The organism is Castellaniella sp. (assembly GCF_041677825.1).
Taxonomy (GTDB): Bacteria; Pseudomonadota; Gammaproteobacteria; order Burkholderiales; family Burkholderiaceae_B; genus Castellaniella.
The window spans coordinates 120,481-144,152 of sequence record NZ_JBAYPG010000001.1 but is presented as its reverse complement, the minus strand read 5'-3'; the positions used below and the strand labels follow the sequence as shown (position 1 = coordinate 144,152).

24 protein-coding genes are annotated in these 23,672 nt (G+C 63.1%); 22 read left to right on the top strand and 2 right to left on the bottom strand.

Going from position 1 to position 23,672, the window contains the following annotated elements; all coding sequences use genetic code 11:
* Positions 1 to 99 precede the first annotated feature (99 nt).
* The 15 genes from tsf to WCY17_RS00585 all read left to right on the top strand — a co-directional run bounded on the left by tsf (position 100) and on the right by WCY17_RS00585 (position 14,782).
* A complete protein-coding gene (tsf, locus tag WCY17_RS00655; protein ID WP_372700231.1) occupies positions 100 to 975 on the top strand; it encodes a translation elongation factor Ts in 876 nt (291 codons plus the stop codon).
* Between the two features lie 14 nt (positions 976 to 989).
* Positions 990 to 1,706 (top strand): UMP kinase, encoded by a 717-nt coding sequence (gene pyrH, locus WCY17_RS00650; RefSeq protein ID WP_372700230.1) that lies wholly within the window; start codon positions 990 to 992, stop codon positions 1,704 to 1,706.
* Between the two features lie 8 nt (positions 1,707 to 1,714).
* Positions 1,715 to 2,275, top strand: a complete 561-nt coding sequence (frr, locus tag WCY17_RS00645) for a ribosome recycling factor (protein WP_372700229.1) — start codon at positions 1,715 to 1,717, stop codon at positions 2,273 to 2,275.
* Positions 2,276 to 2,302: 27 nt separating this feature from the next.
* Positions 2,303 to 3,070, top strand: a complete 768-nt coding sequence (gene uppS / locus WCY17_RS00640; RefSeq protein ID WP_372700228.1) for a polyprenyl diphosphate synthase — start codon at positions 2,303 to 2,305, stop codon at positions 3,068 to 3,070.
* 8 nt (positions 3,071 to 3,078) lie between these two features.
* A complete protein-coding gene (locus tag WCY17_RS00635) occupies positions 3,079 to 3,963 on the top strand; it encodes a phosphatidate cytidylyltransferase (protein ID WP_372700227.1) in 885 nt (294 codons plus the stop codon).
* Between the two features lie 3 nt (positions 3,964 to 3,966).
* Positions 3,967 to 5,175, top strand: a complete 1,209-nt coding sequence (gene ispC, locus WCY17_RS00630; RefSeq protein WP_372700226.1) for a 1-deoxy-D-xylulose-5-phosphate reductoisomerase — start codon at positions 3,967 to 3,969, stop codon at positions 5,173 to 5,175.
* Between the two features lie 7 nt (positions 5,176 to 5,182).
* On the top strand, positions 5,183 to 6,517 hold the full coding sequence (rseP, locus tag WCY17_RS00625) for an RIP metalloprotease RseP (RefSeq protein WP_372700225.1): 1,335 nt from the start codon (positions 5,183 to 5,185) through the stop codon (positions 6,515 to 6,517).
* Positions 6,518 to 6,594: 77 nt separating this feature from the next.
* Positions 6,595 to 8,988, top strand: coding sequence for an outer membrane protein assembly factor BamA (gene bamA / locus WCY17_RS00620; protein WP_372700224.1), 2,394 nt, complete (start codon positions 6,595 to 6,597; stop codon positions 8,986 to 8,988).
* Between the two features lie 61 nt (positions 8,989 to 9,049).
* Entirely contained in the window at positions 9,050 to 9,601 is a 552-nt protein-coding gene (locus WCY17_RS00615; protein WP_372700223.1) for an OmpH family outer membrane protein, read from the top strand.
* 6 nt (positions 9,602 to 9,607) lie between these two features.
* Complete coding sequence (lpxD, locus tag WCY17_RS00610; protein WP_372700222.1) at positions 9,608 to 10,756, top strand: UDP-3-O-(3-hydroxymyristoyl)glucosamine N-acyltransferase; 1,149 nt, start codon at positions 9,608 to 9,610, stop codon at positions 10,754 to 10,756.
* Positions 10,756 to 11,208 (top strand): 3-hydroxyacyl-ACP dehydratase FabZ, encoded by a 453-nt coding sequence (gene fabZ, locus WCY17_RS00605; protein WP_372700221.1) that lies wholly within the window; start codon positions 10,756 to 10,758, stop codon positions 11,206 to 11,208. Before lpxD ends, fabZ begins: the two co-directional genes overlap by 1 nt.
* Before the next feature lie 5 nt (positions 11,209 to 11,213).
* Positions 11,214 to 12,005 (top strand): acyl-ACP--UDP-N-acetylglucosamine O-acyltransferase, encoded by a 792-nt coding sequence (gene lpxA, locus WCY17_RS00600; RefSeq protein WP_372700220.1) that lies wholly within the window; start codon positions 11,214 to 11,216, stop codon positions 12,003 to 12,005.
* Positions 12,002 to 13,294 (top strand): lipid-A-disaccharide synthase, encoded by a 1,293-nt coding sequence (gene lpxB, locus WCY17_RS00595; protein WP_372700219.1) that lies wholly within the window; start codon positions 12,002 to 12,004, stop codon positions 13,292 to 13,294. Before lpxA ends, lpxB begins: the two co-directional genes overlap by 4 nt.
* On the top strand, positions 13,284 to 13,985 hold the full coding sequence (gene rnhB, locus WCY17_RS00590; RefSeq protein ID WP_372700218.1) for a ribonuclease HII: 702 nt from the start codon (positions 13,284 to 13,286) through the stop codon (positions 13,983 to 13,985). Before lpxB ends, rnhB begins: the two co-directional genes overlap by 11 nt.
* Positions 13,982 to 14,782, top strand: a complete 801-nt coding sequence (locus tag WCY17_RS00585; protein WP_372700217.1) for a TrmH family RNA methyltransferase — start codon at positions 13,982 to 13,984, stop codon at positions 14,780 to 14,782. Before rnhB ends, WCY17_RS00585 begins: the two co-directional genes overlap by 4 nt.
* Here the strand turns inward: WCY17_RS00585 and WCY17_RS00580 are convergent.
* Entirely contained in the window at positions 14,776 to 15,609 is an 834-nt protein-coding gene (locus WCY17_RS00580) for a pyruvate, water dikinase regulatory protein (protein ID WP_372700216.1), read from the bottom strand. The genes WCY17_RS00585 and WCY17_RS00580 overlap by 7 nt on opposite strands.
* Before the next feature lie 169 nt (positions 15,610 to 15,778).
* On the opposite strand from WCY17_RS00580, the gene ppsA reads away from it, so the two are divergent.
* A complete protein-coding gene (gene ppsA, locus WCY17_RS00575) occupies positions 15,779 to 18,157 on the top strand; it encodes a phosphoenolpyruvate synthase (protein WP_372700215.1) in 2,379 nt (792 codons plus the stop codon).
* Between the two features lie 16 nt (positions 18,158 to 18,173).
* A complete protein-coding gene (locus WCY17_RS00570) occupies positions 18,174 to 18,842 on the top strand; it encodes a methylated-DNA--[protein]-cysteine S-methyltransferase (protein ID WP_372700214.1) in 669 nt (222 codons plus the stop codon).
* Positions 18,843 to 18,924: 82 nt separating this feature from the next.
* On the opposite strand, the gene smpB is transcribed toward WCY17_RS00570, so the two are convergent.
* Positions 18,925 to 19,389 (bottom strand): SsrA-binding protein SmpB, encoded by a 465-nt coding sequence (gene smpB / locus WCY17_RS00565; RefSeq protein ID WP_372700213.1) that lies wholly within the window; start codon positions 19,387 to 19,389, stop codon positions 18,925 to 18,927.
* A 74-nt stretch (positions 19,390 to 19,463) separates the two neighbouring features.
* On the opposite strand from smpB, the gene WCY17_RS00560 reads away from it, so the two are divergent.
* Genes WCY17_RS00560 through mmsB form a run of 5 tightly spaced genes read left to right on the top strand, consistent with a single transcriptional unit; the run spans position 19,464 to position 23,591 of the window.
* A complete protein-coding gene (locus WCY17_RS00560) occupies positions 19,464 to 19,898 on the top strand; it encodes a type II toxin-antitoxin system RatA family toxin (protein ID WP_372700212.1) in 435 nt (144 codons plus the stop codon).
* Positions 19,879 to 20,301 (top strand): RnfH family protein, encoded by a 423-nt coding sequence (locus tag WCY17_RS00555; RefSeq protein WP_372700211.1) that lies wholly within the window; start codon positions 19,879 to 19,881, stop codon positions 20,299 to 20,301. Before WCY17_RS00560 ends, WCY17_RS00555 begins: the two co-directional genes overlap by 20 nt.
* Positions 20,302 to 20,346: 45 nt before the next feature.
* Positions 20,347 to 21,501, top strand: a complete 1,155-nt coding sequence (locus WCY17_RS00550) for an acyl-CoA dehydrogenase family protein (protein ID WP_372700210.1) — start codon at positions 20,347 to 20,349, stop codon at positions 21,499 to 21,501.
* Positions 21,498 to 22,658: an enoyl-CoA hydratase/isomerase family protein gene (locus WCY17_RS00545; RefSeq protein ID WP_372700209.1), complete on the top strand. Its 1,161-nt coding sequence runs from the start codon at positions 21,498 to 21,500 to the stop codon at positions 22,656 to 22,658. Before WCY17_RS00550 ends, WCY17_RS00545 begins: the two co-directional genes overlap by 4 nt.
* Before the next feature lie 39 nt (positions 22,659 to 22,697).
* Complete coding sequence (mmsB, locus tag WCY17_RS00540; RefSeq protein ID WP_372700208.1) at positions 22,698 to 23,591, top strand: 3-hydroxyisobutyrate dehydrogenase; 894 nt, start codon at positions 22,698 to 22,700, stop codon at positions 23,589 to 23,591.
* The last annotated feature ends 81 nt before the right edge of the window (positions 23,592 to 23,672 follow it).

Here is a 23,672-nt window from a genome sequence, read left to right as displayed (position 1 = left end):
CTGCATCCCGCGCCTGTAGGCCGCCGGGCTTGCACTCCGGCTACGGGCCCGGGCCGGCCATTGTGGCCGGCCCATGCACAGATCGAACAGGAGAACACAATGGCTCAAATCACTGCTGCCATGGTCAAACAATTGCGCGAAAAGACCGACGCGCCCATGATGGAATGCAAGAAGGCCCTGACAGAAGCCGCGGGCGATCTCGCTCGGGCCGAAGAGATTCTGCGGGTCAAACTGGGCAGCAAGGCGTCCAAGGCAGCGAGCCGGGTGACGGCCGAAGGTCTGATCGGCCTGCATGTGGCCGATGACCACAAGACGGGTGCGGTGGTCGAAGTCAACTGCGAAACAGACTTTGTGGCCAAGAATGAAGACTTCATCGCCTTCGTCGATGCACTGGCCCGGATCATCGCGGCGCGCAATCCCGCCGATGTCGATGCCCTGAATGCGCTCGCGATGGGTGAGGGGACCGTGGAAAGCACGCGCGCCGCCCTGGTTGGCAAGATCGGCGAGAACATGGCCGTGCGCCGGTTCCGCCGGTTCGAGACCTCTGATCGTCTGAGCAGCTATCTGCACGGCGGGCGGATTGGTGTACTGGTCGATTTCACGGGGTCCGATGAGGTCGGCAAGGATCTGGCCATGCACATTGCGGCATCCAGGCCGCGCGCCCTCGACGCAGGTGGCGTGGATCCGGCCCTGATCGCTGCCGAACGTTCCGTGGCCGAGCAGAAAGCGGCCGAGTCGGGCAAGCCGGCTGATATCGTGGCCAGAATGGTCGATGGGGCGGTGCAAAAATTCCTCAAAGAGGTTACGCTCCTGTCACAGCCGTTCGTCAAGAATGACAAACAGTCGGTCGAGCAGATGCTGAAGGACAATTCCGCTCAAATCAACCGCTATGCCCTGTTCGTCGTGGGCGAGGGCATCGAACGGAAATCGGAAGATTTCGCCGCCGAGGTGGCTGCCGCTGCGAGCGGGTCCTGACAGGAAAGCACTGCATGTCCACACCAGCCTATAGACGCGTCCTCCTCAAGCTTTCGGGCGAAGCGCTGATGGGGGGTGATCCTTTTGGCATCAACCGGGCCACCATCCTGCGCATGACCGAAGAGATCCATGAAGTGGTCTCGATAGGGGTGCAGCTGGCGGTGGTGATCGGTGGCGGCAACATTTTCCGTGGGGTGGCGCCTGGCGCGCAGGGCATGGATCGCGCCACGGCCGATTACATGGGCATGCTGGCCACGGTCATGAACGCGCTGGCACTGCAGGATGCGCTGAAGAATCATGGTGCAGATGCCCGCGTGCAGTCCGCCCTGAACATCGATCAGGTGGTCGAGCGCTATATTCGACCCAAGGCGTTGCGTTATCTCGAAGAAGGCAAGGTGGTGATCTTCGCGGCAGGGACCGGCAATCCGTTTTTCACGACCGATACCGCCGCCGCGTTGCGAGGTGCGGAGATCGGAGCCGAGGTCGTGCTGAAGGCCACCAAGGTCGACGGCATCTACAGCGCAGATCCCAACAAGGACCCTGGCGCCACGCGCTACGCGCGCATCAGTTTCGACGAAGCCATCGTGCGCAGGCTGGAAGTCATGGATGCCACGGCATTTGCCTTGTGCCGCGATCAGAAGCTGCCCATCAAGGTCTTCTCGATCAATAAACCCGGGGCCCTTCGGCGCGTCATCTGCGGTGACGACGAAGGCACCCTGGTCCAGGTATAGGATCCACCATGAATTATTCCGATATTTGCAATTCAGCCAGCGAGCGCATGGGGAAATCGATCGAGTCCCTCAAGACCAGTCTCGCAAAGATTCGCACGGGGCGTGCGCATGCAGGTATTCTCGATCATGTCCAGGTCGAATACTACGGTTCGCCCGTACCCGTCAGTCAGGTGGCCAATGTCACCGTGGTCGACGCCCGCAACCTGTCGGTTCAGGTCTGGGAAAAGGGCATGGCGGCCGTGGTCGACAAGGCCATACGCGAGTCCGATCTGGGGCTGAATCCGATCGCCATGGGCGACAACCTGCGGGTGCCCATGCCCGCGCTCACCGAAGAGCGTCGCCGTGATCTCACCAAGGTGGTGCGTTCCGAGGGCGAAGACGCCAAGGTGGCCGTGCGCAATCTGCGTCGCGAAGCGAACGAAGCGCTCAAGAAGCTTCTGAAGGACAAGGAAATCTCCGAAGACGACGAACGGCGCGGGCAGGATGAAGTACAGAAACGCACGGATCGTCATGTGGCCGAAATCGACCAGATCATCGCGCAGAAAGAAGCCGAGATCATGACGGTCTGACAGGCCACGGCATAGAATCCCTGCCCTATGAGCCCGGTCCAATCCTCTACCATGGCCGTGCTGGAAACCGGTTCGGTGCCCTGCCATGTGGCCATCATCATGGACGGCAATGGTCGCTGGGCGACGCAGCGGCGCCTGCCGCGCACGGCCGGGCACATGCGTGGTGTGCAGTCAGTGCGCCGCATCGTCGAAGCCTGTGGCCGACGCGGCGTGCGCTACCTCACGCTGTTTGCCTTCAGCACCGAGAACTGGCGCCGTCCTGCCGGCGAAGTCTCGTTGCTGATGCGGCTGTTCGTGCGCACGCTCGAAAAAGAAGCCGATCGCCTGCGCGAACAGGATGTGCGCCTGCGCGTGGTGGGCGAACTGAATGCGTTCGATGACCGGCTGCGCAACCTGATTGCCCAGGCCGAAGCGCTGACTTCGCAGTGCCAGGCCCTGACGCTGACCATTGCCGCCAACTATGGCGGCCGCTGGGATATCCTGCAAGCCATGCGCGCGATGCTCGCCGCGGATCCGGATCTTGCGGCCCGGCCACAGAACGTGGATGAGGCCGCGCTCAGCCCATGGTTGGCCATGGCCTATGCGCCTGAGCCCGATCTGTTCATTCGAACCGGCGGAGAGCAGCGCATATCCAATTTCCTGATTTGGCAACTGGCCTATACGGAGCTCTATTTCACCGACTGCTGGTGGCCGGATTTCGACGAAAGCGCGCTCGATCAGGCCTTCAGCTGGTACAGCCAGCGCGAACGCCGCTTTGGCCGCACCAGCGCGCAGCTGCCCGGTGCTGGACACTGAAGCGCGGCATGCTGAAACAACGACTCATCACTGCAACGGTCCTGCTGCTGATCCTGGGCGCTGCGATCATGGCACCGGGGCCATGGCCCATGCTCGTCCTGCTGGCAGTCATGATCTCCTGCGCCAGTTGGGAGTGGCTGCGGCTGGTGCCCTGCGGGCAGGCCTGCGCCCTGATTCTGGCACTCGGGCTGCTGATCCTGATGGGGGGGCTTTCTGCCAGCCTGCCGGGTGCCCAGCCCGCAACCGGGGTGCATGCCCACTGGGCCACCGCACTGCATCAGTCGGGCTGGACGCATGCCTTCGAAATCCTCGTGCTTCCTCTGGCGGTTTTGTTCTGGGTGGTTGCGGCACCGCGCATCCTGTGGCGCGTCGACGCAGGGGCCCTCTGGCAGGGTGGCCGCCCGGTGGTTCTGGGGGGGCTGCTGCTGCTGGCCACCTGGTATGCACTGGTGTGGTTGTTGATGCACCATGGGGCGGGCGCGCTCATCAGCCTGTGGGCGCTGGTCTGGGTCGCCGACAGCGCGGCCTATTTCGCGGGCCGGGCCTGGGGGCGGCACAAGCTGGCGCCCCGCATCAGCCCGGGCAAGACCCGCGAAGGGGCGCTGGCAGGGGTGGCGGCTGCGATCCTGTGGCTGTTCGCGACTGCAGCATGGTGGCCCGGCAGCTATGGCGAACTGCTGATGCTGAAGCGGGGTTGGGCCGTGTTGCTGCCCGCAGGGCTGATCCTGGCAGTCTGGTCGATCCTGGGGGATCTGTTCGAGTCCCTGCTCAAGCGCAGGGCCGGTGTCAAGGACTCGAGCCAGCTGCTCCCGGGGCATGGCGGGGTGTACGATCGTATCGATGCCGTGCTGCCCGTGGCACCTCTGGCCGTCCTGCTCCTTTCTTTTGGATGAACCATGCCCGCTCTGCAGCGTATCTGTATTCTTGGGTCCACCGGATCCATCGGCACCAGCACGCTGGATGTCATTGCGCGCCACCCGGGCCGGTTTGTGGTGCACGCCTTGAGCGCACACAGCCGGATCGAGGCTCTGGCGCAGCAGGCACGGGTTCACGCGGCGCGGATCGTGATCGTGCCCGATGCGGCGGCCAGACAGCGCTTTCTGCAGTCGTGGGTAGGGCCGCAGCCACGACCTGAAATCCGGGTCGGGGCCCAGGCACTGGCAGAAACCGCAGCTGAAGCCGATGTCACCACGGTGATGGCCGCCATCGTGGGCGCTGCGGGCCTGCCTGCCGCTTTGGCCGCAGCCCAGGCCGGCAAGCGGGTTCTGCTCGCCAACAAGGAAGCCCTGGTGGCAGCCGGTAGCCTGTTCATGCAGGCGGTACGCCAGTCTGGCGCGCAACTGCTGCCCATCGACAGCGAGCATAATGCCATTTTCCAGTGCCTGCCCCATAACGGGCATCGGGCGCGCGCCCCCAGCACGCCCCCGTCGGGGGTACGCAGACTGTTGCTGACGGCATCGGGCGGGCCATTGCGCCTGATACCGCTGGATCAGTTCGAAGCGGTGACGCCGGATCAGGCGTGCGCCCACCCGACGTGGCAGATGGGGCGCAAGATTTCGGTCGACTCGGCGACCATGGTCAACAAGGGCCTCGAGGTCATCGAAGCGCATTGGCTGTTTGCCATGCCGGCGCAGCAGATCCAGGTGGTGATCCATCCTCAGAGCGTGGTGCATTCCATGGTCGAATACGAAGATGGTTCGATCCTGGCGCAATTGGGACAGCCCGACATGCGCACACCGATTGCCTATGGGCTGGCCTATCCCGAGCGCGTGGACAGTGGCGTCGGCCTGCTCGAACTCACGCGTCTCGGGCGCCTGGACTTCGAACCCCCCGATATGCTGCGCTTTCCTTGCCTGCAGCTTGCCTTCGATGCCCTGCAGCTGGGGCAGGGCGCCTGCATCGCCATGAATGCGGCCAACGAAGTGGCTGTCGATGGCTTTCTTCGCGGTCACATTCGCTACACTGAAATCGCGCGTATCATAGAATCCTGTCTGGATGATGCCGCGTCCTTGCCCGGCACCGCGCCCGAGTCGCTGGACGAGGTGCTCGAACTCGACGCTCGGGCGCGACGCAGGGCTGTCTCGACCTCTCGCCTGCTCCAATGATGCCCCGATGCTTTTCACTCTGCTTGCCTTTGCACTGGCCCTGGGCCTGCTGATCACGTTTCACGAACTGGGTCATTACGCCGTGGCCCGCTGGTTCGGGGTGCGGGTCGAGCGCTTTTCAATCGGTTTTGGCCCTGTGCTGCTCAGCCGGCAGGATAGGCACGGCACGCAATGGGCCTTGTCGGCCATCCCCCTCGGGGGCTATGTGAAAATGCAGAACGAGCCCGAACCCGGCGCCAGCGCGGCCGAACGCCGGCAGGCATTCAACAGCCAGCCCCTTGCGCAGCGTGCAGCCATTGTGCTGGCCGGGCCCCTGGCCAATCTGCTGCTGGCGGTGTTTCTGTATGCCGGCCTGGCGGTCTGGGGTGCCCATGAACCCGTTGCTCTTCTCGGGGCGCCGCAAGCGGGCACGCCAGCGGCGCTGGCCGGAGTCCAGGCCGGTGACACGATCGAATCGGTGGGTGATCAGGCCATTGCCTCCTGGCCCCAGGCCCGCTGGGTGCTGAGCGAGCCCATCGCCACAGGGGGTGATGTCGTGCTGCAGCTGCGCACGGCGTCCGGGGGCGCACGCACGGCCCAACTGAAGCTGCCTGCCAATTCGATGGATCCGGAGCGTGGCGATCCTCTTCTGGCCGTCGGGCTGCAACTGCGGCCGCCGGCGGTGGTCCTGGGCGACGTGCAGCCAGGCGGAGCCGCCGAGCGGGCTGGCCTGCAACGTGCCGATAGAATATTGTCCGTTGCGGGCATCGAGGCCCCGGATCCACTTTCATTTGCCGAGCAGATCAGGGTGCACCCGGCGCAACCCGTGCCGCTGACCGTCGAGCGCGGTGATGTACGGCTCAGCCTGCCCATCACGCCCGATGCCGTACAGGAAGAAGGCCGCACCACGGGCCGGATCGGCGTCCTTTTGCTGGCGGATTTTCCCATGGTCCTGGTCCGCGAGGGCCCGCTCGAGGGCCTTGCGACCGGCCTGACCCGCACGCTCGAGCTGAGCGGGCTCACGCTGCGCATGATGGGGCGCATGCTGACAGGCGATATTTCGATCAGAAACATCACCGGGCCGGTCACCATTGCGGATTACGCCGGGCAGTCGGCCCGCATCGGGCTGGCCAGTTACCTGAACTTCATGGCACTGATCAGTATCAGCCTGGGGGTGCTCAATCTGCTGCCTGTTCCCATGCTGGACGGCGGGCATCTATTGCTATATGGTATCGAAGCATTGAGAGGCGGGCGGCCGTTGTCTGCGCAATTGCATGACACGCTGCAGCGGGTTGGCCTGAGCCTGGTACTGGGGCTGATGACCCTGGCCTTGTTCAATGATTTTCATCGGCTTTTCAGCTGATCGGGTTGTGACTTACAATCCCGCATCGGTATTGGAAACATTTTCTCATATTGCCGCCGCCAGACAGGAATCTCAGAATGCCGTTGATTCGTAAGCCCCTCTTGCCCAAGCGTGCCATTTCCCTGCTCCTGGCAGCCTTGCTGTCGCCGGCAGTGGCGTCGGCCTTCACGCCGTTCGTCGTCCAGGACATCCAGATCCAGGGCGTCGAACGGGTCGATCCAGGCACGATCTTCACTTATCTGCCGGTGCAGCCGGGGCAGACCTTCACGCAGGAAGAAGCCGCCACCGCCATACAGCAACTGTATGCGACCGGCTTTTTCAATGACGTGCAGATCAATGCCCAAGGTGGCGTTCTGGTCGTCACGGTCGAAGAACGGCCCACCATCGCGTCGGTGTCCTTCAATGGCATGCGCGAATTCGACGCCAAGGAAATCACCAAGGCGTTGATGCAGGTGGGCTTCGGCCAGGGCCGCATTTTCGATCAGGCCATGCTCGAACGGGCCACTTTCGAAATCAAGCAGCAGTACCTGTCCAAGGGCAAGTATGGCGTGCAGGTGGCACCCATCACCACGCCGCTGCCACGCAACCGGGTCGGGGTGTCCTTCGATATCTTCGAGGGCGATGTCGCCACCATAGACAAGATTGAATTCATCGGCAATGAAGCCTTTTCCGACGGTACCCTCGAAGACGAACTCGAGCTCACCACCGGCGGTTTCATGACCTGGTATACCGGTACGAACAAATACTCGCGCGAAAAGCTCGAAGGCGATGTCGAGCGCCTGCGTTCGTTCTATCTCGATCGCGGCTACCTCGAATTTTCCATGGAGCCCCCGCAGGTCACCATTTCGCCCAACCGTGAAAACATCTACGTCACGTATTCGCTGCATGAGGGCCAGCCGTACACCATCGCCGGGGTCGATCTGGCCGGTGACCTCCTGGGGCTGCAGGACCAGCTCCAGACCCTGATCACCATCAAGCCCGGCGAACTGTTTTCTGCCGACAAGACCAACAGGGATGCCAAGGCGATCACCGAGTATCTGGGTTCGCTGGGCTACGCATTTGCCAACGTCAACCCCAGCCCGTCGCTCGATTCCGAAGACCATACCACCCAGCTCACGTTCTATATCGACCCCGGCCGGCGCGTGTACGTACGGCGCATCAATGTGGGCGGCAATACGCGCACGCGCGACGAGGTCGTACGCCGCGAAGTCCGCCAGCAAGAGGCCGCCTGGTACGACGGCTCGAGCATCAAGCTCTCCAAGGAACGCGTCGACCGGCTGGGTTTCTTCAATGATGTCGACATCACCACCGAACCCGTGCCCGGGGCACCGGATCAGGTCGACGTCAACATCGACGTCAAGGAAAAACCCACCGGCATGGTCAGCCTCGGGGCAGGGTACAGCTCGACCGACCGGCTGCTGCTCTCGGCTGGCATCAGCCAGGACAACGTCTTCGGCAGTGGCAACTCATTGTCCCTGAACGTCAACACCAGTGCGACCAATCGGGCCCTGGTGATTGCGCATACCAACCCCTACTGGACCAAAGACGGCATCAGCAAGACCACCTCGCTGTACTACCGGCGCACGACCCCCTACGACGTCTCCGACCGGGACGACTCGGGGTGGTATACGGTCGAATCCATGGGTCTGGGCTTCAATTTCGGCGTGCCCATCTCCGAAGTCGACCGCATCTTTGCCGGGCTGACATTCGAGCGCAATTCGCTCAAGGACATCCGTAACTGCAATCCGGGCTATCCGGGGGTCAATTGCGGGGTCAGTGACCCCGCACCGTGGGCGTATCAGCAATTCGTGGACACCTACGGCGACACCACCAACGCGGCCATCCTCAGCCTGGGCTGGGCCAAGGACACGCGAGACAGCGCAGTGGCGCCCAAGAAAGGCAGCTTCACGCGCCTGTCTGCAGACATCTCCACGATGGATCTGCGCTACTACAAGCTCAGCGCGCAGCAGCAGTATTACTGGCCACTCGGCCGCGCCTTCACCTTTGCGGTCAATGGCCAGGTCGACTGGGCCAAGACATACGGCAGCAGCGGCAAGGGCTTCCCAGTGATCAAGAACATGTACGCAGGGGGCATCGGTTCGGTGCGTGGCTATGAAGGCGCCTCGCTGGGCCCGCGCGATCCGCTCACCAATACCTACCTTGGGGGCTCGCGACGTATCGTGGGCAATGTCCAGCTCTATCTGCCATTCCCGGGTGCGTCGCGTGATCGCACGCTGCGCTGGTTCGTGTTCGGCGACATCGGTCAGGTCGACACCACCGACGGTACACCCTGCTATCAGGGCGAGTACAACCAGGTGGCCGATCCGTGCGGCTGGAAATACTCCGCGGGCCTTGGCCTGTCCTGGGAATCACCACTGGGGCCCTTGCAGCTCTCCTTCGCACGTGCCCTGAATGCAAAGGAAGGCGACAAGAAACAGGCGTTCCAGTTCCAGATCGGCACCGGCTTCTGATTCACCCCATTTAATGGCACAATAACCCTCTTTGCAGCCGTTCATACAGGTAATTCATATCATGCTTCTTTCTGGTCTGACCGTCTCTGATGCCATTCAGCGCACCGTGCATCATCATCGGGCGCTCATTGTGGCTGCCGTCATTGGGCTGGCGGCCTCATTCTCTGTGCCGGTGCATGCCGAAGGCACAAAGATCGGCTTCGTCAGCACCGAACGTATTCTGCGCGACTCCAAACCTGCCAAGGCAGCCCAGACCAAGATCGAGGCCGAGTTCAAGAAGCGCGATCAGGATCTCCAGGCCCTGGCCGACAAGCTGCGCAACGAAGCCCAGAAGCTCGACAAAGATGCACCCGTGTTGTCCGAATCCGATCGCATCCGGCGCCAGCGCCAGTTGCAGGACATGGACTCCGACCTGCAGCGCAAGCGGCGCGAATTCCAGGAAGACTTCAACCGGCGCCGCAATGAAGAATTTTCGACCATTGTCGAGAAGGCCGATGCAGCCATCAAGAAAATCGCCGAACAGCAAAACTACGACCTGATCATTCAGGATGCGGTCACGGTCAGCCCTCGCGTCGACATCACGGATCAGGTCATTTCAGCCTTGGGCGGTTGATTTCCCATGCCGGTGCTGCTTGTGCCCGAGCGGGCTCCGGCTCTTGGCCAGTTGCTCGAGGCGGCCGACACAGTCGGCCTGAATCCTGCCATTCTGACGCTTTCCGGGCAACGGGCCCGCCCTGACCAGGTCCGCATTGCGGGAATCGGCTCGCTGGCGTCCTCCGGGCAATGGGAAATCAGCTTTCTTTCCAATCCCCGGCTTCAGGATCAGCTGCCAGCCTGCGCGGCCGCTGCGGTCATTCTTCGGCCCGAAGACTGGGATGCCTACCGCCACCAGTACCCCGACCCGCCGGCCTGGGTGCCCGTTCTTTGCCCTCAGCCCTATCTGCTGTACGCTTTGCTGGCACAATGGTTCGACCAGCACAGGCTGGCGGGCCTGCCACAAGGCATACACCCCACGGCCATCATCAGCCCCGAGGCGGTGCTGGATTCCGGCGTGCACATCGGGCCACTGGCCGTCATAGAAGCCGGCGTCAGCATGGGTTCCGGGGTTCGGATCGGAGCAGGCTGTGTCATTGGCACGGGCTGCTCGATCGGCGCCGACAGTCTGCTGCATGCTCGTGTCACGCTGTATCACGACGTTCACATCGGCGCACGGGCCGTACTGCATTCCGGGGTGGTGCTCGGCGCAGATGGTTTCGGGTTTGCGCCCGATCAGCGAAACCCGGGCGCGTGGGCCAAGATCGCGCAACTGGGTCGGGTCGTTCTGGGCAATGACGTTGAAATCGGCGCCAATACGACCATAGACAGGGGGGCCATCGAAGATACGGTCCTTGAAGATGGCGTCAAGCTCGATAATCAGATCATGATAGGTCATAATTGCCGCATCGGTGAGCATACGGCCATGGCCGGCTGTGTCGGTGTGGCCGGTTCGACCACCATGGGCAAGCGATGCATGATCGGGGGAGCGGCCATGATCGGTGGCCATCTCACCCTTGCCGATGACGTACACATATCCGGCGGCACGACGGTCATGTCCGACATCTCGAAACCCGGTCGCTATACCAGCATCTACCCATTGGCCGAACATGCCAGTTGGCAGCACAATGCGGCAGTCATCGGGCAACTTGCACAGTTGCGCAGGCGCCTGCGCGCCACCGAGCGACAGGCGGCCACATGGCAGCCCGCGCAAAACCGTCAGGATTCACGATAATGGAACTCGATATCAAAGACATCATGGAGCGGCTGCCCCACCGGCAGCCGATGCTGCTCGTGGATCGCGTGCTCGAGATGGACCCGGGCAAGAGCATCGTGGCCATCAAGAATGTCACCTACAACGAGCCATTCTTTCAGGGGCATTTCACCCATCATCCGGTGATGCCCGGGGTGCTCATCATCGAGGCACTGGCCCAGGCGGCCGCGCTCTTTTCCTTTGCCGATGCCGGGGCCCCGAACCTGGTCAGTACCAAGGTGGCCTACTATCTGGTGGGTGTCGATGGGGCGCGTTTCAGGCGGCCTGTGGTGCCTGGCGACCAACTGCGCATGGAAGTCTCGGCCGACAAACTGAGCCGATCGATCTGCAAATACACCGCCGTGGCCAAGGTCGACGACCATATCGTGGCCGAGGCCAAGATCATGTGTGCGGTGCGCATTCTGGAGGAATGATGGGTGTGATCCAGATCCACCCTACGGCCATCGTGGCGCCCGGTGCCGTGCTGGAGCCGGGCGTTTCAGTAGGGCCATACAGTCTGATCGGTGAACACGTATCCATTGGCGCAGGAACGCGCATAGGGTCCCATTGTGTCATCGACGGGCAGACCCGCATAGGGCCCGACAACCACTTCTACCGGTTCTGCTCGATCGGGGGCATTCCTCAAGACAAGAAATATGGTGGCGAGCCCACGGCACTCGAAATTGGCGCCGGCAATACCTTTCGCGAGTATGTGACGATCAATACCGGCACGGTCCAGGACGTCGGCACGACCCGCCTGGGTGATGACAACTGGATCATGGCCTATGTACATATCGCACATGATTGCCAGGTTGGCAGTCATGTCGTCATGGCCAACGGGGTGCAACTCGCGGGCCACATCCACGTGGGGGATTGGGCCATACTGGGCGGGCTGTCGGCGGTGCATCAGTTCGTGCGCATTGGGGCGCACGCGATGGTGGGCGGCACGAGCACGATCCGGCAGGACATCCCGCCGTACATGATCGGCGCCGGGGATCCTTTCCGGCCGGTTGGCATCAATGCCGAAGGGCTGGGCAGACGCGGCTACACGCCTGCCGAGATCCTGGTGCTGAAGCAATGCTACAAGATCCTGTATCGACGCCAGCTCAATGTCGAGCAGGCCATCCCGGTGCTCGAGGCGCTGCAGGTGGACCACCCTGACGAAAGGGTGGCCGTCCAGGCCCTGATCGATTTCCTGCAGGCTTCGGAGCGCGGAATTGTCCGCCCATGATCCGGCGCACGGCAAGCCCCTCTGTTCAGGCCGGGACGGATGTCAACTTGCGTGGCGTTCTGGTCGCGGGCGAGCCCTCGGGTGACCTGCTGGCCGCCAGGCTCATTGCCGGCCTGCGCAGCAGCGTCGACGCGCTCCAGCTGGCCGGCATAGGCGGGCCTGCAATGCAGGCAGCCGGCTTGCAGACCTGGCATTCCATGGATGCGCTGGCCGTATTCGGCTATGTTGATGCGCTGCGTCGCGCGCCTGGCCTCATCCGTACATGGGGCAATACGCGCCGACAGGCCATCGAATTCAGACCGGATGTCTTTGTGGGGGTGGATGCACCCGACTTCAATCTGCGTCTCGAGGAACAGCTGCGGCGGCGGGGCATCCCTACGGTTCACTTCGTCGGCCCCTCGATATGGGCCTGGCGTTACGAGCGCATTCATCAGATCCGGCGCGCGGTGTCCCATATGCTGGTGCTGTTTCCATTCGAGGTCGATCTCTATCGGCGCGAAGGGGTGCCGGTGACCTATGTGGGTCATCCCCTGGCTGAACTGATTCCAATGGCGCCTGACCGCAGCGCCGCGCGAACCTGTCTGCGGGTCGATCATGAGGTGCGTGTGCTTGCGCTCATGCCGGGCAGCCGGGAATCCGAAATCCGCCTTCTGGCGCCCAGATTCCTGCAGGCCGTGCAGCACCTGCAACGGCAGGATCCAGATCTGCAGGTCCTGGTGCCCATGGTCAATCAGGCCCGCAAGGCACAGTTCGAGTCCATTCTCGCCCGATACCCCATCCAGCACTGTCGTCTGCTCCAGGCGCCGGGCGCAACACCAATCGAGCCGCCGGCATCATCCGACCCCTGCCATCCCCGGGCGCAGTCCAGGCCAGCTGGAGCGCAGCCTGCATGGCCGGTCGGCTGGCAGGCCATGGCCGCGGCGGATGCGGTACTGGTGGCCAGTGGTACGGCCACCCTCGAAGCGGCCCTGTTCAAGCGGCCGATGGTGATTTCATATGTGCTTTCGCCCTGGATGCGGCGTATCATGGCCTGGAAGTCCGGTCAGCAGGCGCCCAGCCTGCCCTGGGTTGGCCTGCCCAACATCCTCGAACGCGATTTCGTCGTCCCTGAACTGCTGCAGGATGCGGCCAGCCCCGAAGCGCTGGCCCAGGCGGTCTGGGCGGCGCTCACTGACAAGGCCCTCATCCAGCGCACGGTGCAGCGTTTCGGTAGGCTGCACCATGCTCTCAGCCGCGACACGCCGCGGCTTGCCGCGCAGGCCATCCTGGAGGTCGCTCATGGCACATGAAACCGATCTGCTGGACCTCGACCCGTATCCGTGCGCAGCCGAATGGCTCGCCGGCGTCGATGAAGCGGGGCGGGGCCCCTTGGCTGGCCCGGTGTTCGCCGCCGCCGTGATTCTCGATCCGGCGCACGGTATCGAAGGCCTGGCGGATTCAAAAAAATTGTCACCGGGCCGGCGCACGCAACTGGCAGGCGAGATCCGTTTCAAGGCCCTGGCGTGGGCCGTGGCCAGTGCCAGCGCTCTGGAGATCGATCGCATCAATATCCTGCAGGCCACCTTGCTGGCCATGCTGCGGGCCGTACACGCCCTGTCTCGTGTGCCGGAACACGTACTGGTCGATGGCAATCGCTTGCCGCGTGGCCTGCCTTGCCCGGCCGCCTGTCTGATCGGGGGTGACGCCCGGGTGCCGGCGATCTCTGCAGCATCCATTCTGGCCAAGACCGCCAGAGATGCCTATTGCCAGGTGCTCCACGAGCAGTACCCCGAGTATGGCTTTGATGCTCACAAAGGCTATGGCACGGCACGCCATCTGGCCAGCCTGCTTCGTCATGGGCCCTGTCCGGAGCATCGGCGCAGCTTCAGGCCGGTACGCGAAGCCATGGGCGCGCCGAGCCTGGCTCGGTCAATGTCCGAACCAGAGCCGGATTCAGGGCCAGAACGGGATTCAACGCCCGGGCCGGAGCCAGGGGCATGAATGGTTCGCCGCCTGTTCGTCGGGTTCATTCACGTGACAATCCTGACTATCGATTGTGCCTGCGCCTGGCGCGTGGCAAGCCGCCCCGTCATGAGCGCCGGGTGCTGCTCGAAGGGCTTCACCTGTGTCAGGCATGGCTGGCGCACCAGGGCAGGCCCGAGCTGGTGCTGGCTGGCCAGACGGCCCTCGCCACAGCGGCTGTCCAGGCCCTGTGGCAGGCTGCGGCGGCGGCCCCCCGAGTCATTCTCGATGACGCCCTTGGTGGCGCATTGTCACAGGTGCCTGAAGGCCCGGCCCTGTTTTTCCTTGTCGAGCCGCCCAGGCCGATCGTCCCTGGCCGGATTCGCCAGACCTGCCTGTGGCTCGACCGGGTCCAGGATCCCGGCAATCTGGGTACCCTGCTGCGTACGGCCGCTGCAGCAGGGCTGGGTCAGGTGTTCCTGTCCGAAGGCTGCGCCGCAGCCTGGTCGCCCAAGGTGCTGCGCAGCGGGCAAGGTGCCCATTTTGTGCTCGAACTGTACGAAAACCTTGATCTGTCGGCTCTGTTGCCCCGTCTGGACGTGCCGCTTGCGGCCACCACGCTGCAGGGGGGCCGCAATCTGTACTCCCAGGACCTGCGCCCGTGCTGTGCCTGGCTGTTCGGCAACGAAGGCCGCGGCGTGTCGCCCGAGCTCATGCAACAGTCGCAATGGCGTCTGTGGATCCCCCAGGCCGCCCGGGTGGACTCCTTGAACGTGGCCGCTGCCGCTGCCATCTGCCTGTTCGAGCAGCGCCGCCAGCGTGAGGCCAATCAGTAGCTCATCCGCTCGAGGCCGACTTCGTCGAGGATCTTGGTGGAAATCTCTTCGATGGAACGCGTCGTGGTGGACAGCCACGGGATGCCTTCCATGCGCATCAGGCGTTCTGCGTCCGCGACTTCCTCGCGGCACTGCTTGAGGGATGCGTACTGGCTGTTGGGCCGGCGCTCATTGCGCACCTCGGCAAGGCGTTCGGGCTGGATGGACAGGCCAAACAGCTTGCGCCTGAAGGGCAGCAGCGTGGCAGGCAGGGCAGCGCGGTCGAAATCTTCGGGGATCAGTGGATAGTTGGCCGCCTTCACGGCGTATTGCATGGCCAGGTAGAGGCTGGTGGGGGTCTTGCCGCAGCGCGAGACACCGATGAGAATCACGTCGGCCTGTTCGAGGCCATGCACATACTGCCCGTCATCATGGGCCAGGCTGAAATTGATGGCTTCGATCCGGCTGTTGTATTGCTTGCTCAGGCCGTTGGTATGGGAACGCCCCACGGACTGGCTGGCCTTGGCCCCCAATACCTCTTCGAGATGCTGCACGACCGTGCCGAACAGGTCCATGAAAATGCAGGGCGCTGCGCGGATGCGGTCGGCGATGTCCGAATCCACCAGCGTGCTGAATACCAGTGGCAGCGGGCCACCGGAATCGGCCTGGCGTGCAATGCGGCGCGCGACCGCCTCGGCCTTTTCGGTCGAATCGACAAAGGGCAGGCGGACGGCCTGGAAGTTGATGGATTCGAACTGTGACAGTACAGCGTGGCTGAATGTTTCGGCTGTGATCCCGGTGCTGTCGGAGACGATGAAAACAGTTTGCTCAAGGGGTTCATCGCTCATGGCGGGCTCAGCCATCCTGTCGTAGAAAAGGTACAATCGCGAAGGTTACCAGTCCCCAGAGGAGCTGGCAAGGCAGGTTTGCCGGGCGCATACCAGGGTCGCAGCAGGCATCGGCCTTGCAGCGTGTGCGCCAGGCAAACACGCTTTATTCCATCTCAAGGGTGACACCATGTCATATGTCGTATCGTTCGAGCAGCTCCGCATGGCGGATGTGGACTCGGTAGGAGGCAAGAACGCTTCACTGGGTGAAATGATCAGCCAGCTGGCCGATGCAGGGGTCAGGGTACCCGGGGGGTTTGCCACCACGGCCGAAGCATTCCGTGAATTCCTCCAGGCGTCGAATCTGGCCGGGCGCATCAACGCCCGGCTCGATGCGCTGGATGCCGATGACGTCCGCGAACTGGCCACGGTGGGTGCAGAAATCCGCCAGTGGATCATGGATACGCCGCTGCCCGCAGCGTTCGAACAGGCCGTCCGCGACGCTTTTGCGCAACTCGACACCGACGGCCGGGGTTCGTTTGCCGTGCGCTCATCGGCCACGGCCGAAGACTTGCCGGATGCATCATTTGCCGGCCAGCAGGAAACCTTCCTGAACGTGGTGGGGATCGACGACATCCTCGAAAAGATCCACCATGTATTCGCCTCGCTGTACAACGACCGGGCCATTTCCTACCGGGTGCACAAGGGCTATGCGCACGCCGATGTGGCCCTTTCGGCCGGCATCCAGCGCATGGTGCGGGCCGACAGGGGCAGCGCCGGGGTGATGTTCACCCTGGACACCGAGTCCGGCTTCAAGGATGTGGTGTTCATCACATCATCCTATGGTCTGGGCGAAACCGTGGTGCAGGGCTCGGTGAACCCCGATGAATTCTATGTCTTCAAGCCCTCGCTGGCCAAGGGCCATTATCCGATCATCAGTCGGCGCATTGGCTCCAAGCTCATCAAGATGGAGTTCGACGAGCAACGCGAATCCGGCCATGCCGTGCGTACCGTCGAGGTGCCGGCCTCAGAGCGCAACCGCTATTCTCTCAGCGACCAGGAAATCATCGAGCTCGCCCGCTATGCAACCATCATCGAAAATCATTACGAACGCCCCATGGACATCGAATGGGGGCGCGATGGGGTCGATGGCAAGCTGTACATCCTGCAGGCCCGGCCTGAAACCGTGAAATCCCGGCAGGTGCAGCACGAAGTACAAGAGCGCTATCGTCTGAAGGCCAGTGGTGAAGTTCTCATCACCGGGCGGGCCATCGGGCAGAAGATCGGGGCGGGCACGGTGCGCGTCGTGGCCGATGCCTCCGAAATGGATCAGGTGCGCCCGGGCGACATCCTGGTGACCGACATGACGGATCCCAACTGGGAACCCGTCATGAAAATCGCCTCGGCCATTGTCACCAACCGCGGTGGCCGCACCTGTCATGCCGCCATCATCGCACGCGAGCTGGGCATCCCGGCCGTGGTGGGCTGTGCCAATGCCACCCAGGTGCTCCAGAACGGCCGCGAGGTCACGGTGTCCTGTGCAGAAGGCGACGAAGGCCGCATCTACGATGGCCTGATCGAAACCGAAATCGAAGAAGTGCGCTGGGGGCAGATGCCCGACATCGATGTCAAGATCATGATGAACGTGGGCAACCCGCAGCTCGCGTTCGATTTTTCGCAGATCCCCAACAACGGTGTGGGGCTCGCGCGGCTCGAGTTCATCATCAACCACAATATCAACGTGCACCCCAAGGCGGTACTCGACTACCCGAACGTCGACAGCGACCTCAAAAAGGCCGTCGAATCGGCTGCGCGCGGCTATGCAAGCCCACGCGCATTCTTCGTCGAGAAACTGGCCGAGGGCGTGGCCACCATAGGCGCGGCATTCTATCCAAAGCCGGTCATCGTCAGGCTGTCCGACTTCAAGTCCAACGAATACCGCAAGCTGGTGGGCGGGTCGCGCTACGAGCCCGAAGAAGAAAACCCCATGCTGGGTTTTCGTGGGGCATCCCGCTACGTCTCCGACGATTTCGCCGAGTGCTTCCGCATGGAATGCGAAGCCCTCAAGAAGGTGCGCGATGACATGGGCCTGACAAATGTCGAGATCATGGTGCCTTTCGTCCGTACGCTCGGGCAGGCCCGGCGTGTGGTCGATGAACTCGCCCGCCATGGGCTCAGGCGCGGCGAAAACGGCCTGCGTCTCATCATGATGTGCGAGATTCCATCCAATGCCATCCTGGCCGAAGAATTCCTGCAGTTCTTCGACGGGTTCTCGATTGGTTCCAACGACATGACGCAGCTCACCCTGGGGCTGGATCGGGATTCGGGCATGGAACTCCTGGCGGCAGATTTCGACGAGCGCGACCCTGCGGTGCGATTCATGCTCAGCCGGGCCATCCAGGCGTGCCTGAAAGCGGGCAAATACGTGGGCATCTGCGGCCAGGGGCCCAGCGATCATCCGGATCTGGCATTGTGGCTGCGCGATGAGGGTATCTTGTCAATGTCGCTGAATCCGGATACAGTGATCAGCACCTGGCAGCGCCTGGCCATCCCGGCAACAGCGGCCTGACAAGGCGTTCCATCCCATGTCATTTCATGCCCTGATTTCTTCGCCTCTCGGTGCTGTTCTGCTCAGGGCAGACAGCGCCGGGCTTGCGGGGCTCTATTTTGCCGACCAGGCCGACTGCCCTCGGGTGTCGGGCCTCGAGCGCCCGGCAGCCCCTGCAGGCCGGCCAGCCGATGGCATGCACGAAGGGCAGCGCCTGCAATCGTTCCGGGTGCTCGAACCGGGGCAGGCAAGGCAGTCCGGTGCGCATTGCGCCCACGGCATGGCGCTGCCCGTATCGTCGGGTGTCCGTCTCATCGAGGCCGAAGATACGGTGCCGCAGCCCGTTCTCGGGCTTTTTCGGCAGGCCGAAAAAGAACTGGGCGAATATTGGGCCGGCCAACGGCGCAGCTTCGATCTTCCTCTCGCGGCACAAGGTACCGGGTTCCAGAAAAAAATCTGGGAAGCCCTGCTGGCCGTGCCCTACGGCAGTACCCTGTCATATGGCGAACTGGCCCGGCGGGCCGGCTTCAGTGCGCGCCATGGGCGGGCCACAGGGGCGGCAGTCGGCAGCAACCCGATCAGCATCATTATTCCGTGCCACCGGATCCTGGCGAGCAACCGCACGCTCAATGGCTACGGCGGCGGGCTTGAACGCAAGTTGCGTCTTCTGCAACTCGAGGGCCTGCCCGTTCGGGCGCCGGGCTGAGCACCGATCGCGCCCTGGCACGGGGCGCCGGCATCAGTTCTGCCGCCAGGCCCGCGATGGGCCACGGGGCCCGGCTGCGAGCTCAGCCCGTCTTGTGCTGGCGCGTGTCATGTTTCATCAGGCGCTCTTTTTCGCGCGCCCAGTCCTTGTCTCGTTGGGTGCTGCGCTTGTCATGCAGCTTCTTGCCACGCCCCAGACCGAAATCCAGCTTGATGCGCCCCTTTTTGTAGTGCAGGTTCAGCGGCACCAGGGCATAGCCGCGCTGTTCGACCTTGCCGATTAATTTGCTGATTTCGTGGGCGTGCAGCAGCAGCTTGCGGGTCCGGGTGGCATTGGGGTGTACATGGGTGGACACGGTCGGCAGCGGGCTCACGTGCATGCCCAGCAACCAGAGCGCCCCGTCACGCACGATGACGTAGCTTTCCTTGAGTTGTACGTGGCCGGCGCGGATGGCTTTGACCTCCCAGCCCTCGAGTACGAGACCGGCCTCGAAACGCTCTTCGATGAAGTAATCGTGGGTAGCCTTGCGATTCTCTACAATGCTCATGAAACCTTCCCTGGCCGGGGTGGGTAAAATCCTGTCATTCTATCCCATCCATACGGACCCAACCTGCGCATTCCATGCCTTCGATTCAACGCTCTGTCCTGGTGCCATTTCGATGTGAACAGATGTTCGACCTGGTGGCCGATGTGGCCCGATACCCGGAATTCATGCCGTGGTGCGGTGGCGCACGGGTCCATTGGAAGAACGATACCGGCATGCAGGCTACGGTCGACATCCACTTTGCCGGCATCCGTCAGAGCTTCACCACCCGCAACGATCACGATTACCCCCGCCGCATTGTGTTTCACCTGGTTGACGGGCCTTTTTCAAGGCTGACCGGGTACTGGACGTTCGAAGCCCTGGGCACGGATGGCTGCAAGGTGTCCTACATCATGGAATACGCGTTTTCCAGCCGGGCCCTGTCGGCAGTCGTCGGGCCGGTGTTCAATCGTATTGCCAGCAGTTTCATCGACTCGTTCACCCGGCGTGCCCATGACGTGTACAGAACCTGAAATACGCATCCATTTCGCCTTTGCAGCGCCAACCCGGCTCTGGCGCCAGAGCCTTTGTCTGCCGGCCGGGACGACGGTGGCCGAGGCGCTGGCCCAGAGTGATTTTGTACGCGAGTTTCCCGAATTCACCGACCATTTTCCAGCGATCGGCATTTACGGCGAATCATGCACGGGGCAGCGCGTCCTGGTCGACGATGATCGCATCGAACTGTACCGCCCCCTGGTGTTCGATCCGCTCGAAACCCGCCGCAGGCGCGCTGGACAGCGCCGCCAGATGCGTTCGGCAGCCCGGCCTGACGGTACACCGACCCGGAGCGGGGCAAGCCCTGCCGGCCAAGGCGATGAAGCCATCCGAACGGCGCAAAACGCCAAGTGTGATGGGGATGATCCGGTGGTACAGTAAGGCCTGAACCCGACTGGCAGAGCCCGAACTCAGGAGACACGACCCATGGATTTCCGTCTTAGTGATGAACAACTGGCATTCGCCCAGGCCGCGCGCGAATTTGCGCAGGGCGAACTGGCCCCTCATGCCGCGACCTGGGACGCCGAGCAGATCTTTCCCAAAGAGGCCTTTGCCAAGGCGGGCGAAATGGGTTTCTGCGCCATGTATGCCAGTGAGGAGATCGGTGGCCTTGGCCTGCCCAGGCTGGATGCCACGCTGGTCTTCGAAGAAATGGCGGCTGTCGATCCTTCTACGGCGGCCTTCGTCACCATCCACAACATGGCCACCTGGATGATCGGGGCCTGGGCGCAGCCTTCGGTGCGCGATCACTGGGGGCCTCAGCTGGCCACGGGCGCGAAGCTGGCATCCTACTGCCTGACCGAGCCCGGTGCGGGCTCGGATGCCGCATCACTCACGACCAGCGCGCGGCGCGAAGGCGGGCATTACGTCCTCGACGGATCCAAGGCATTCATCTCCGGCGGGGGGGAAACCGACGTCATGGTGCTCATGGCCCGCACCGGCGGCCCCGGGCCCAAGGGCATTTCGGCTTTCGTGGTGCCGGCCGACCTGGAGGGCATCACGTACGGTCGCAAAGAGCGCAAGATGGGCTGGAACAGCCAGGCCACCCGCCCGATCACCTTCGAGAACGTGCGCATCCCGGTCGAGAATCGCCTGGGTGAAGAAGGTGAGGGCTTTCGCTTTGCCATGAAAGGGCTGGATGGCGGGCGCATCAATATTGCAAGCTGCTCGGTGGGGGCGGCACAGGGGGCCTACGAAACGGCGCGCCGCTACATGCACGAACGGCGCCAGTTCGGCCAGCCCCTGGCTGATTTCCAGGCGCTGCAGTTCAAGCTGGCCGACCTGCTCACCAACATCGTGGCCTCGCGCCAAATGGTCCGGCTGGCGGCCAGCAGGCTCGACGAATCAGACCCTTCAGCCACCGCCTACTGTGCCATGGCCAAACGCCTGGCCACCGACCTGTGCTTCCAGTCCTGCTTGGATGCGCAGCAGATCCTGGGTGGCTATGGCTACCTCAAGGACCATCCCCTCGAGCGTCTCGTGCGTGATTCCCGCGTGCATCAGATCCTCGAGGGCACCAATGAAATCATGCGTGTCATTGTGGCACGTCATATTCTTACTCAAGAGGCAGATTTGCGATGAATGATTCCGTATTGTTCGAAGAACTCACCAGCCATTCGGGCAAGCGCATCGGTGTGGCCACCCTGAACCGCCCGGAGACACTCAACGGGTTATCACTCGAGATGTGCCAGCTGCTCGACGCCCGGCTGGTGGCATGGCAGGCCGATCCTGCGGTGGTGGCGGTCGTCATGCGGGGGGCGGGCGACAGGGCGCTTTCGGCGGGCGGCGACCTGCACGGGCTGTATCGCGGCATGCTGGATGCTCCGGACGGGGATGCCTGGGCCATTCCGGCTGCGCGCGACTTTTTCTCTACGGAATATCGTCTTGACTACCGCATCCATACGTATGCCAAACCCATCCTGTGCTGGGGCAGCGGCATAGTCATGGGCGGTGGGGTCGGGCTACTGCAGGGGGCCAGCCATCGGGTGGTCACCGAAACCACCCGCTATGCCATGCCTGAAATCACCATCGGCCTGTATCCGGACGTCGCGGGCACGTGGATGCTCGCACGCATGCCTCGCGGCATCGGCCTTTTCCTCGCACTCACGGGTGCCCAATTGGGGGCATCCGACTGCCTGCATTACGGCCTGGCCGACTACATGCTGCCGGCCACATCGGGGGCAGACCTGTTGCGCGGTCTGCAGGCACTGCACTGGGACGCCGATTCCGGTGCCCATGCAGCGCAGGTCGACGCATTGCTCGATGGCCTGCAGGCGGCTCCCGATGCGTCCGGCCCGTTGCAGGCACACGCCGCACTGATCCGCCAGATCTGCAATCGGGCCGATCTCGGGGTCATTGCCCAGGGCATCGAGGCCCTCAAGGCTCATGAAGACCCCTGGTTGCAGCGCGCGGCCAAAACGTTCCTGGCAGGCTCGCCCGGATCCGCACGCCTGAGCATGGCTTTGCTCGAACACGCGCGTCATGCTTCGCTGGCCGACGTCTTTCGCACCGAGTTCGTCGCCTCGCTGCACTGTTGCGCCGAGCCTGACTTCCGCGAAGGCATCCGGGCCCTGCTCATCGACAAGGACAAGGCCCCGCGCTGGCAACCTGCATCGCTCGAACAGGCCAGCGAGCAATGGGTGCAGCGCTTCTTCGAGGTGCCCTGGCCAGACGGCGAAACACACCCCCTGGCCGATCTGGGGGTCGAAGCGCTGCCGGCCGCCATCGAAACCTGCTGATCCCGTCCCGATTTTCATTCTTCCCACAAGGAGATCGACATGAGCAGTACCATCGCATTCATAGGTTTGGGCCACATGGGCAGCCCCATGGCCCACAATTTGCTCAAGGCCGGCCATACCCTGAAGGTCTTCGATCTCGTGCCTGCGGCGGTGCAAGGTCTCGTGCAGGCCGGTGCCAGCGCAGCAGGCTCTGCGGCAGAGGCGGTCTCCGGCGTGGATGCCGTCATCACCATGCTGCCTGCGAGCCAGCACGTCGAGGGCCTGTATCTGGGCGATCAGGGTTTGCTGTCGGCCATCGCCAAGGGCACGCTGGTCATCGAGTGCAGCACCATCGCACCAGAGTCTGCCCGCAAGGTGTCCCGGGCGGCCGCCCAGCGCGGCATTCGCATGATCGACGCGCCCGTATCCGGGGGCACAGGGGGCGCCGTTGCCGGTACGCTCACGTTCATTGTCGGCGGCGCGGCCGATGACTTGCAGGCCGCGCACCCGCTGCTCGAGGCCATGGGCAAGAATATCTTCCATGCCGGCGAATCCGGGGCGGGGCAGGTGGCCAAGATATGCAACAACATGCTGCTCGGCATCCAGATGGCGGGCACAGCCGAGGCGCTGGCGCTGGGTGTGGCCAATGGGCTGGATCCAGCCACCCTGTCCGGCATCATTGCCAAGAGCTCGGGCCGGAACTGGGCCACCGAGCTGTACAACCCCTGGCCGGGGGTCATGGAACATGCACCCGCCTCACACGATTACGCCGGGGGGTTCGGGGTCGACCTGATGCTCAAGGATCTGGGGCTGGCGGCCGAAGCCTCGATGCACGCCCGAACCACCACCCCTCTTGGTGAACTGGCACGCAATCTGTATGCCCTGCACAGCGCGCAGGGCAACGGCAAGCTTGATTTTTCGAGCATACTCAAACTGTATCAGGCCGCGTCCTGATCCTGGCAGCGTCGGTCGCGCTTGCGGCCGGCGTTCGGCTACCCAGGCGCCTGACTGCCCGGCGTGTGGCTGCCCCGATGC

Excerpts from the sequence above, each read along its gene's own strand:
- mmsB (WP_372700208.1), top strand. The coding sequence starts at position 22,698 with ATGAGCAGTACCATCGCATTCATAGGTTTGGGCCACATGGGCAGCCCC.
- WCY17_RS00545 (WP_372700209.1), top strand. The coding sequence starts at position 21,498 with ATGAATGATTCCGTATTGTTCGAAGAACTCACCAGCCATTCGGGCAAG.
- WCY17_RS00615 (WP_372700223.1), top strand. The coding sequence starts at position 9,050 with ATGCTTCTTTCTGGTCTGACCGTCTCTGATGCCATTCAGCGCACCGTG.
- rnhB (WP_372700218.1), top strand. The coding sequence starts at position 13,284 with ATGGCACATGAAACCGATCTGCTGGACCTCGACCCGTATCCGTGCGCA.
- uppS (WP_372700228.1), top strand. The coding sequence starts at position 2,303 with ATGAGCCCGGTCCAATCCTCTACCATGGCCGTGCTGGAAACCGGTTCG.
- WCY17_RS00635 (WP_372700227.1), top strand. The coding sequence starts at position 3,079 with ATGCTGAAACAACGACTCATCACTGCAACGGTCCTGCTGCTGATCCTG.
- pyrH (WP_372700230.1), top strand. The coding sequence starts at position 990 with ATGTCCACACCAGCCTATAGACGCGTCCTCCTCAAGCTTTCGGGCGAA.
- WCY17_RS00560 (WP_372700212.1), top strand. The coding sequence starts at position 19,464 with ATGCCTTCGATTCAACGCTCTGTCCTGGTGCCATTTCGATGTGAACAG.
- lpxD (WP_372700222.1), top strand. The coding sequence starts at position 9,608 with ATGCCGGTGCTGCTTGTGCCCGAGCGGGCTCCGGCTCTTGGCCAGTTG.
- ppsA (WP_372700215.1), top strand. The coding sequence starts at position 15,779 with ATGTCATATGTCGTATCGTTCGAGCAGCTCCGCATGGCGGATGTGGAC.
- WCY17_RS00555 (WP_372700211.1), top strand. The coding sequence starts at position 19,879 with ATGACGTGTACAGAACCTGAAATACGCATCCATTTCGCCTTTGCAGCG.
- WCY17_RS00570 (WP_372700214.1), top strand. The coding sequence starts at position 18,174 with ATGTCATTTCATGCCCTGATTTCTTCGCCTCTCGGTGCTGTTCTGCTC.
- bamA (WP_372700224.1), top strand. The coding sequence starts at position 6,595 with ATGCCGTTGATTCGTAAGCCCCTCTTGCCCAAGCGTGCCATTTCCCTG.
- fabZ (WP_372700221.1), top strand. The coding sequence starts at position 10,756 with ATGGAACTCGATATCAAAGACATCATGGAGCGGCTGCCCCACCGGCAG.
- smpB (WP_372700213.1), bottom strand. The coding sequence starts at position 19,389 with ATGAGCATTGTAGAGAATCGCAAGGCTACCCACGATTACTTCATCGAA.
- WCY17_RS00550 (WP_372700210.1), top strand. The coding sequence starts at position 20,347 with ATGGATTTCCGTCTTAGTGATGAACAACTGGCATTCGCCCAGGCCGCG.
- tsf (WP_372700231.1), top strand. The coding sequence starts at position 100 with ATGGCTCAAATCACTGCTGCCATGGTCAAACAATTGCGCGAAAAGACC.
- rseP (WP_372700225.1), top strand. The coding sequence starts at position 5,183 with ATGCTTTTCACTCTGCTTGCCTTTGCACTGGCCCTGGGCCTGCTGATC.
- lpxB (WP_372700219.1), top strand. The coding sequence starts at position 12,002 with ATGATCCGGCGCACGGCAAGCCCCTCTGTTCAGGCCGGGACGGATGTC.
- WCY17_RS00580 (WP_372700216.1), bottom strand. The coding sequence starts at position 15,609 with ATGAGCGATGAACCCCTTGAGCAAACTGTTTTCATCGTCTCCGACAGC.
- frr (WP_372700229.1), top strand. The coding sequence starts at position 1,715 with ATGAATTATTCCGATATTTGCAATTCAGCCAGCGAGCGCATGGGGAAA.
- ispC (WP_372700226.1), top strand. The coding sequence starts at position 3,967 with ATGCCCGCTCTGCAGCGTATCTGTATTCTTGGGTCCACCGGATCCATC.
- WCY17_RS00585 (WP_372700217.1), top strand. The coding sequence starts at position 13,982 with ATGAATGGTTCGCCGCCTGTTCGTCGGGTTCATTCACGTGACAATCCT.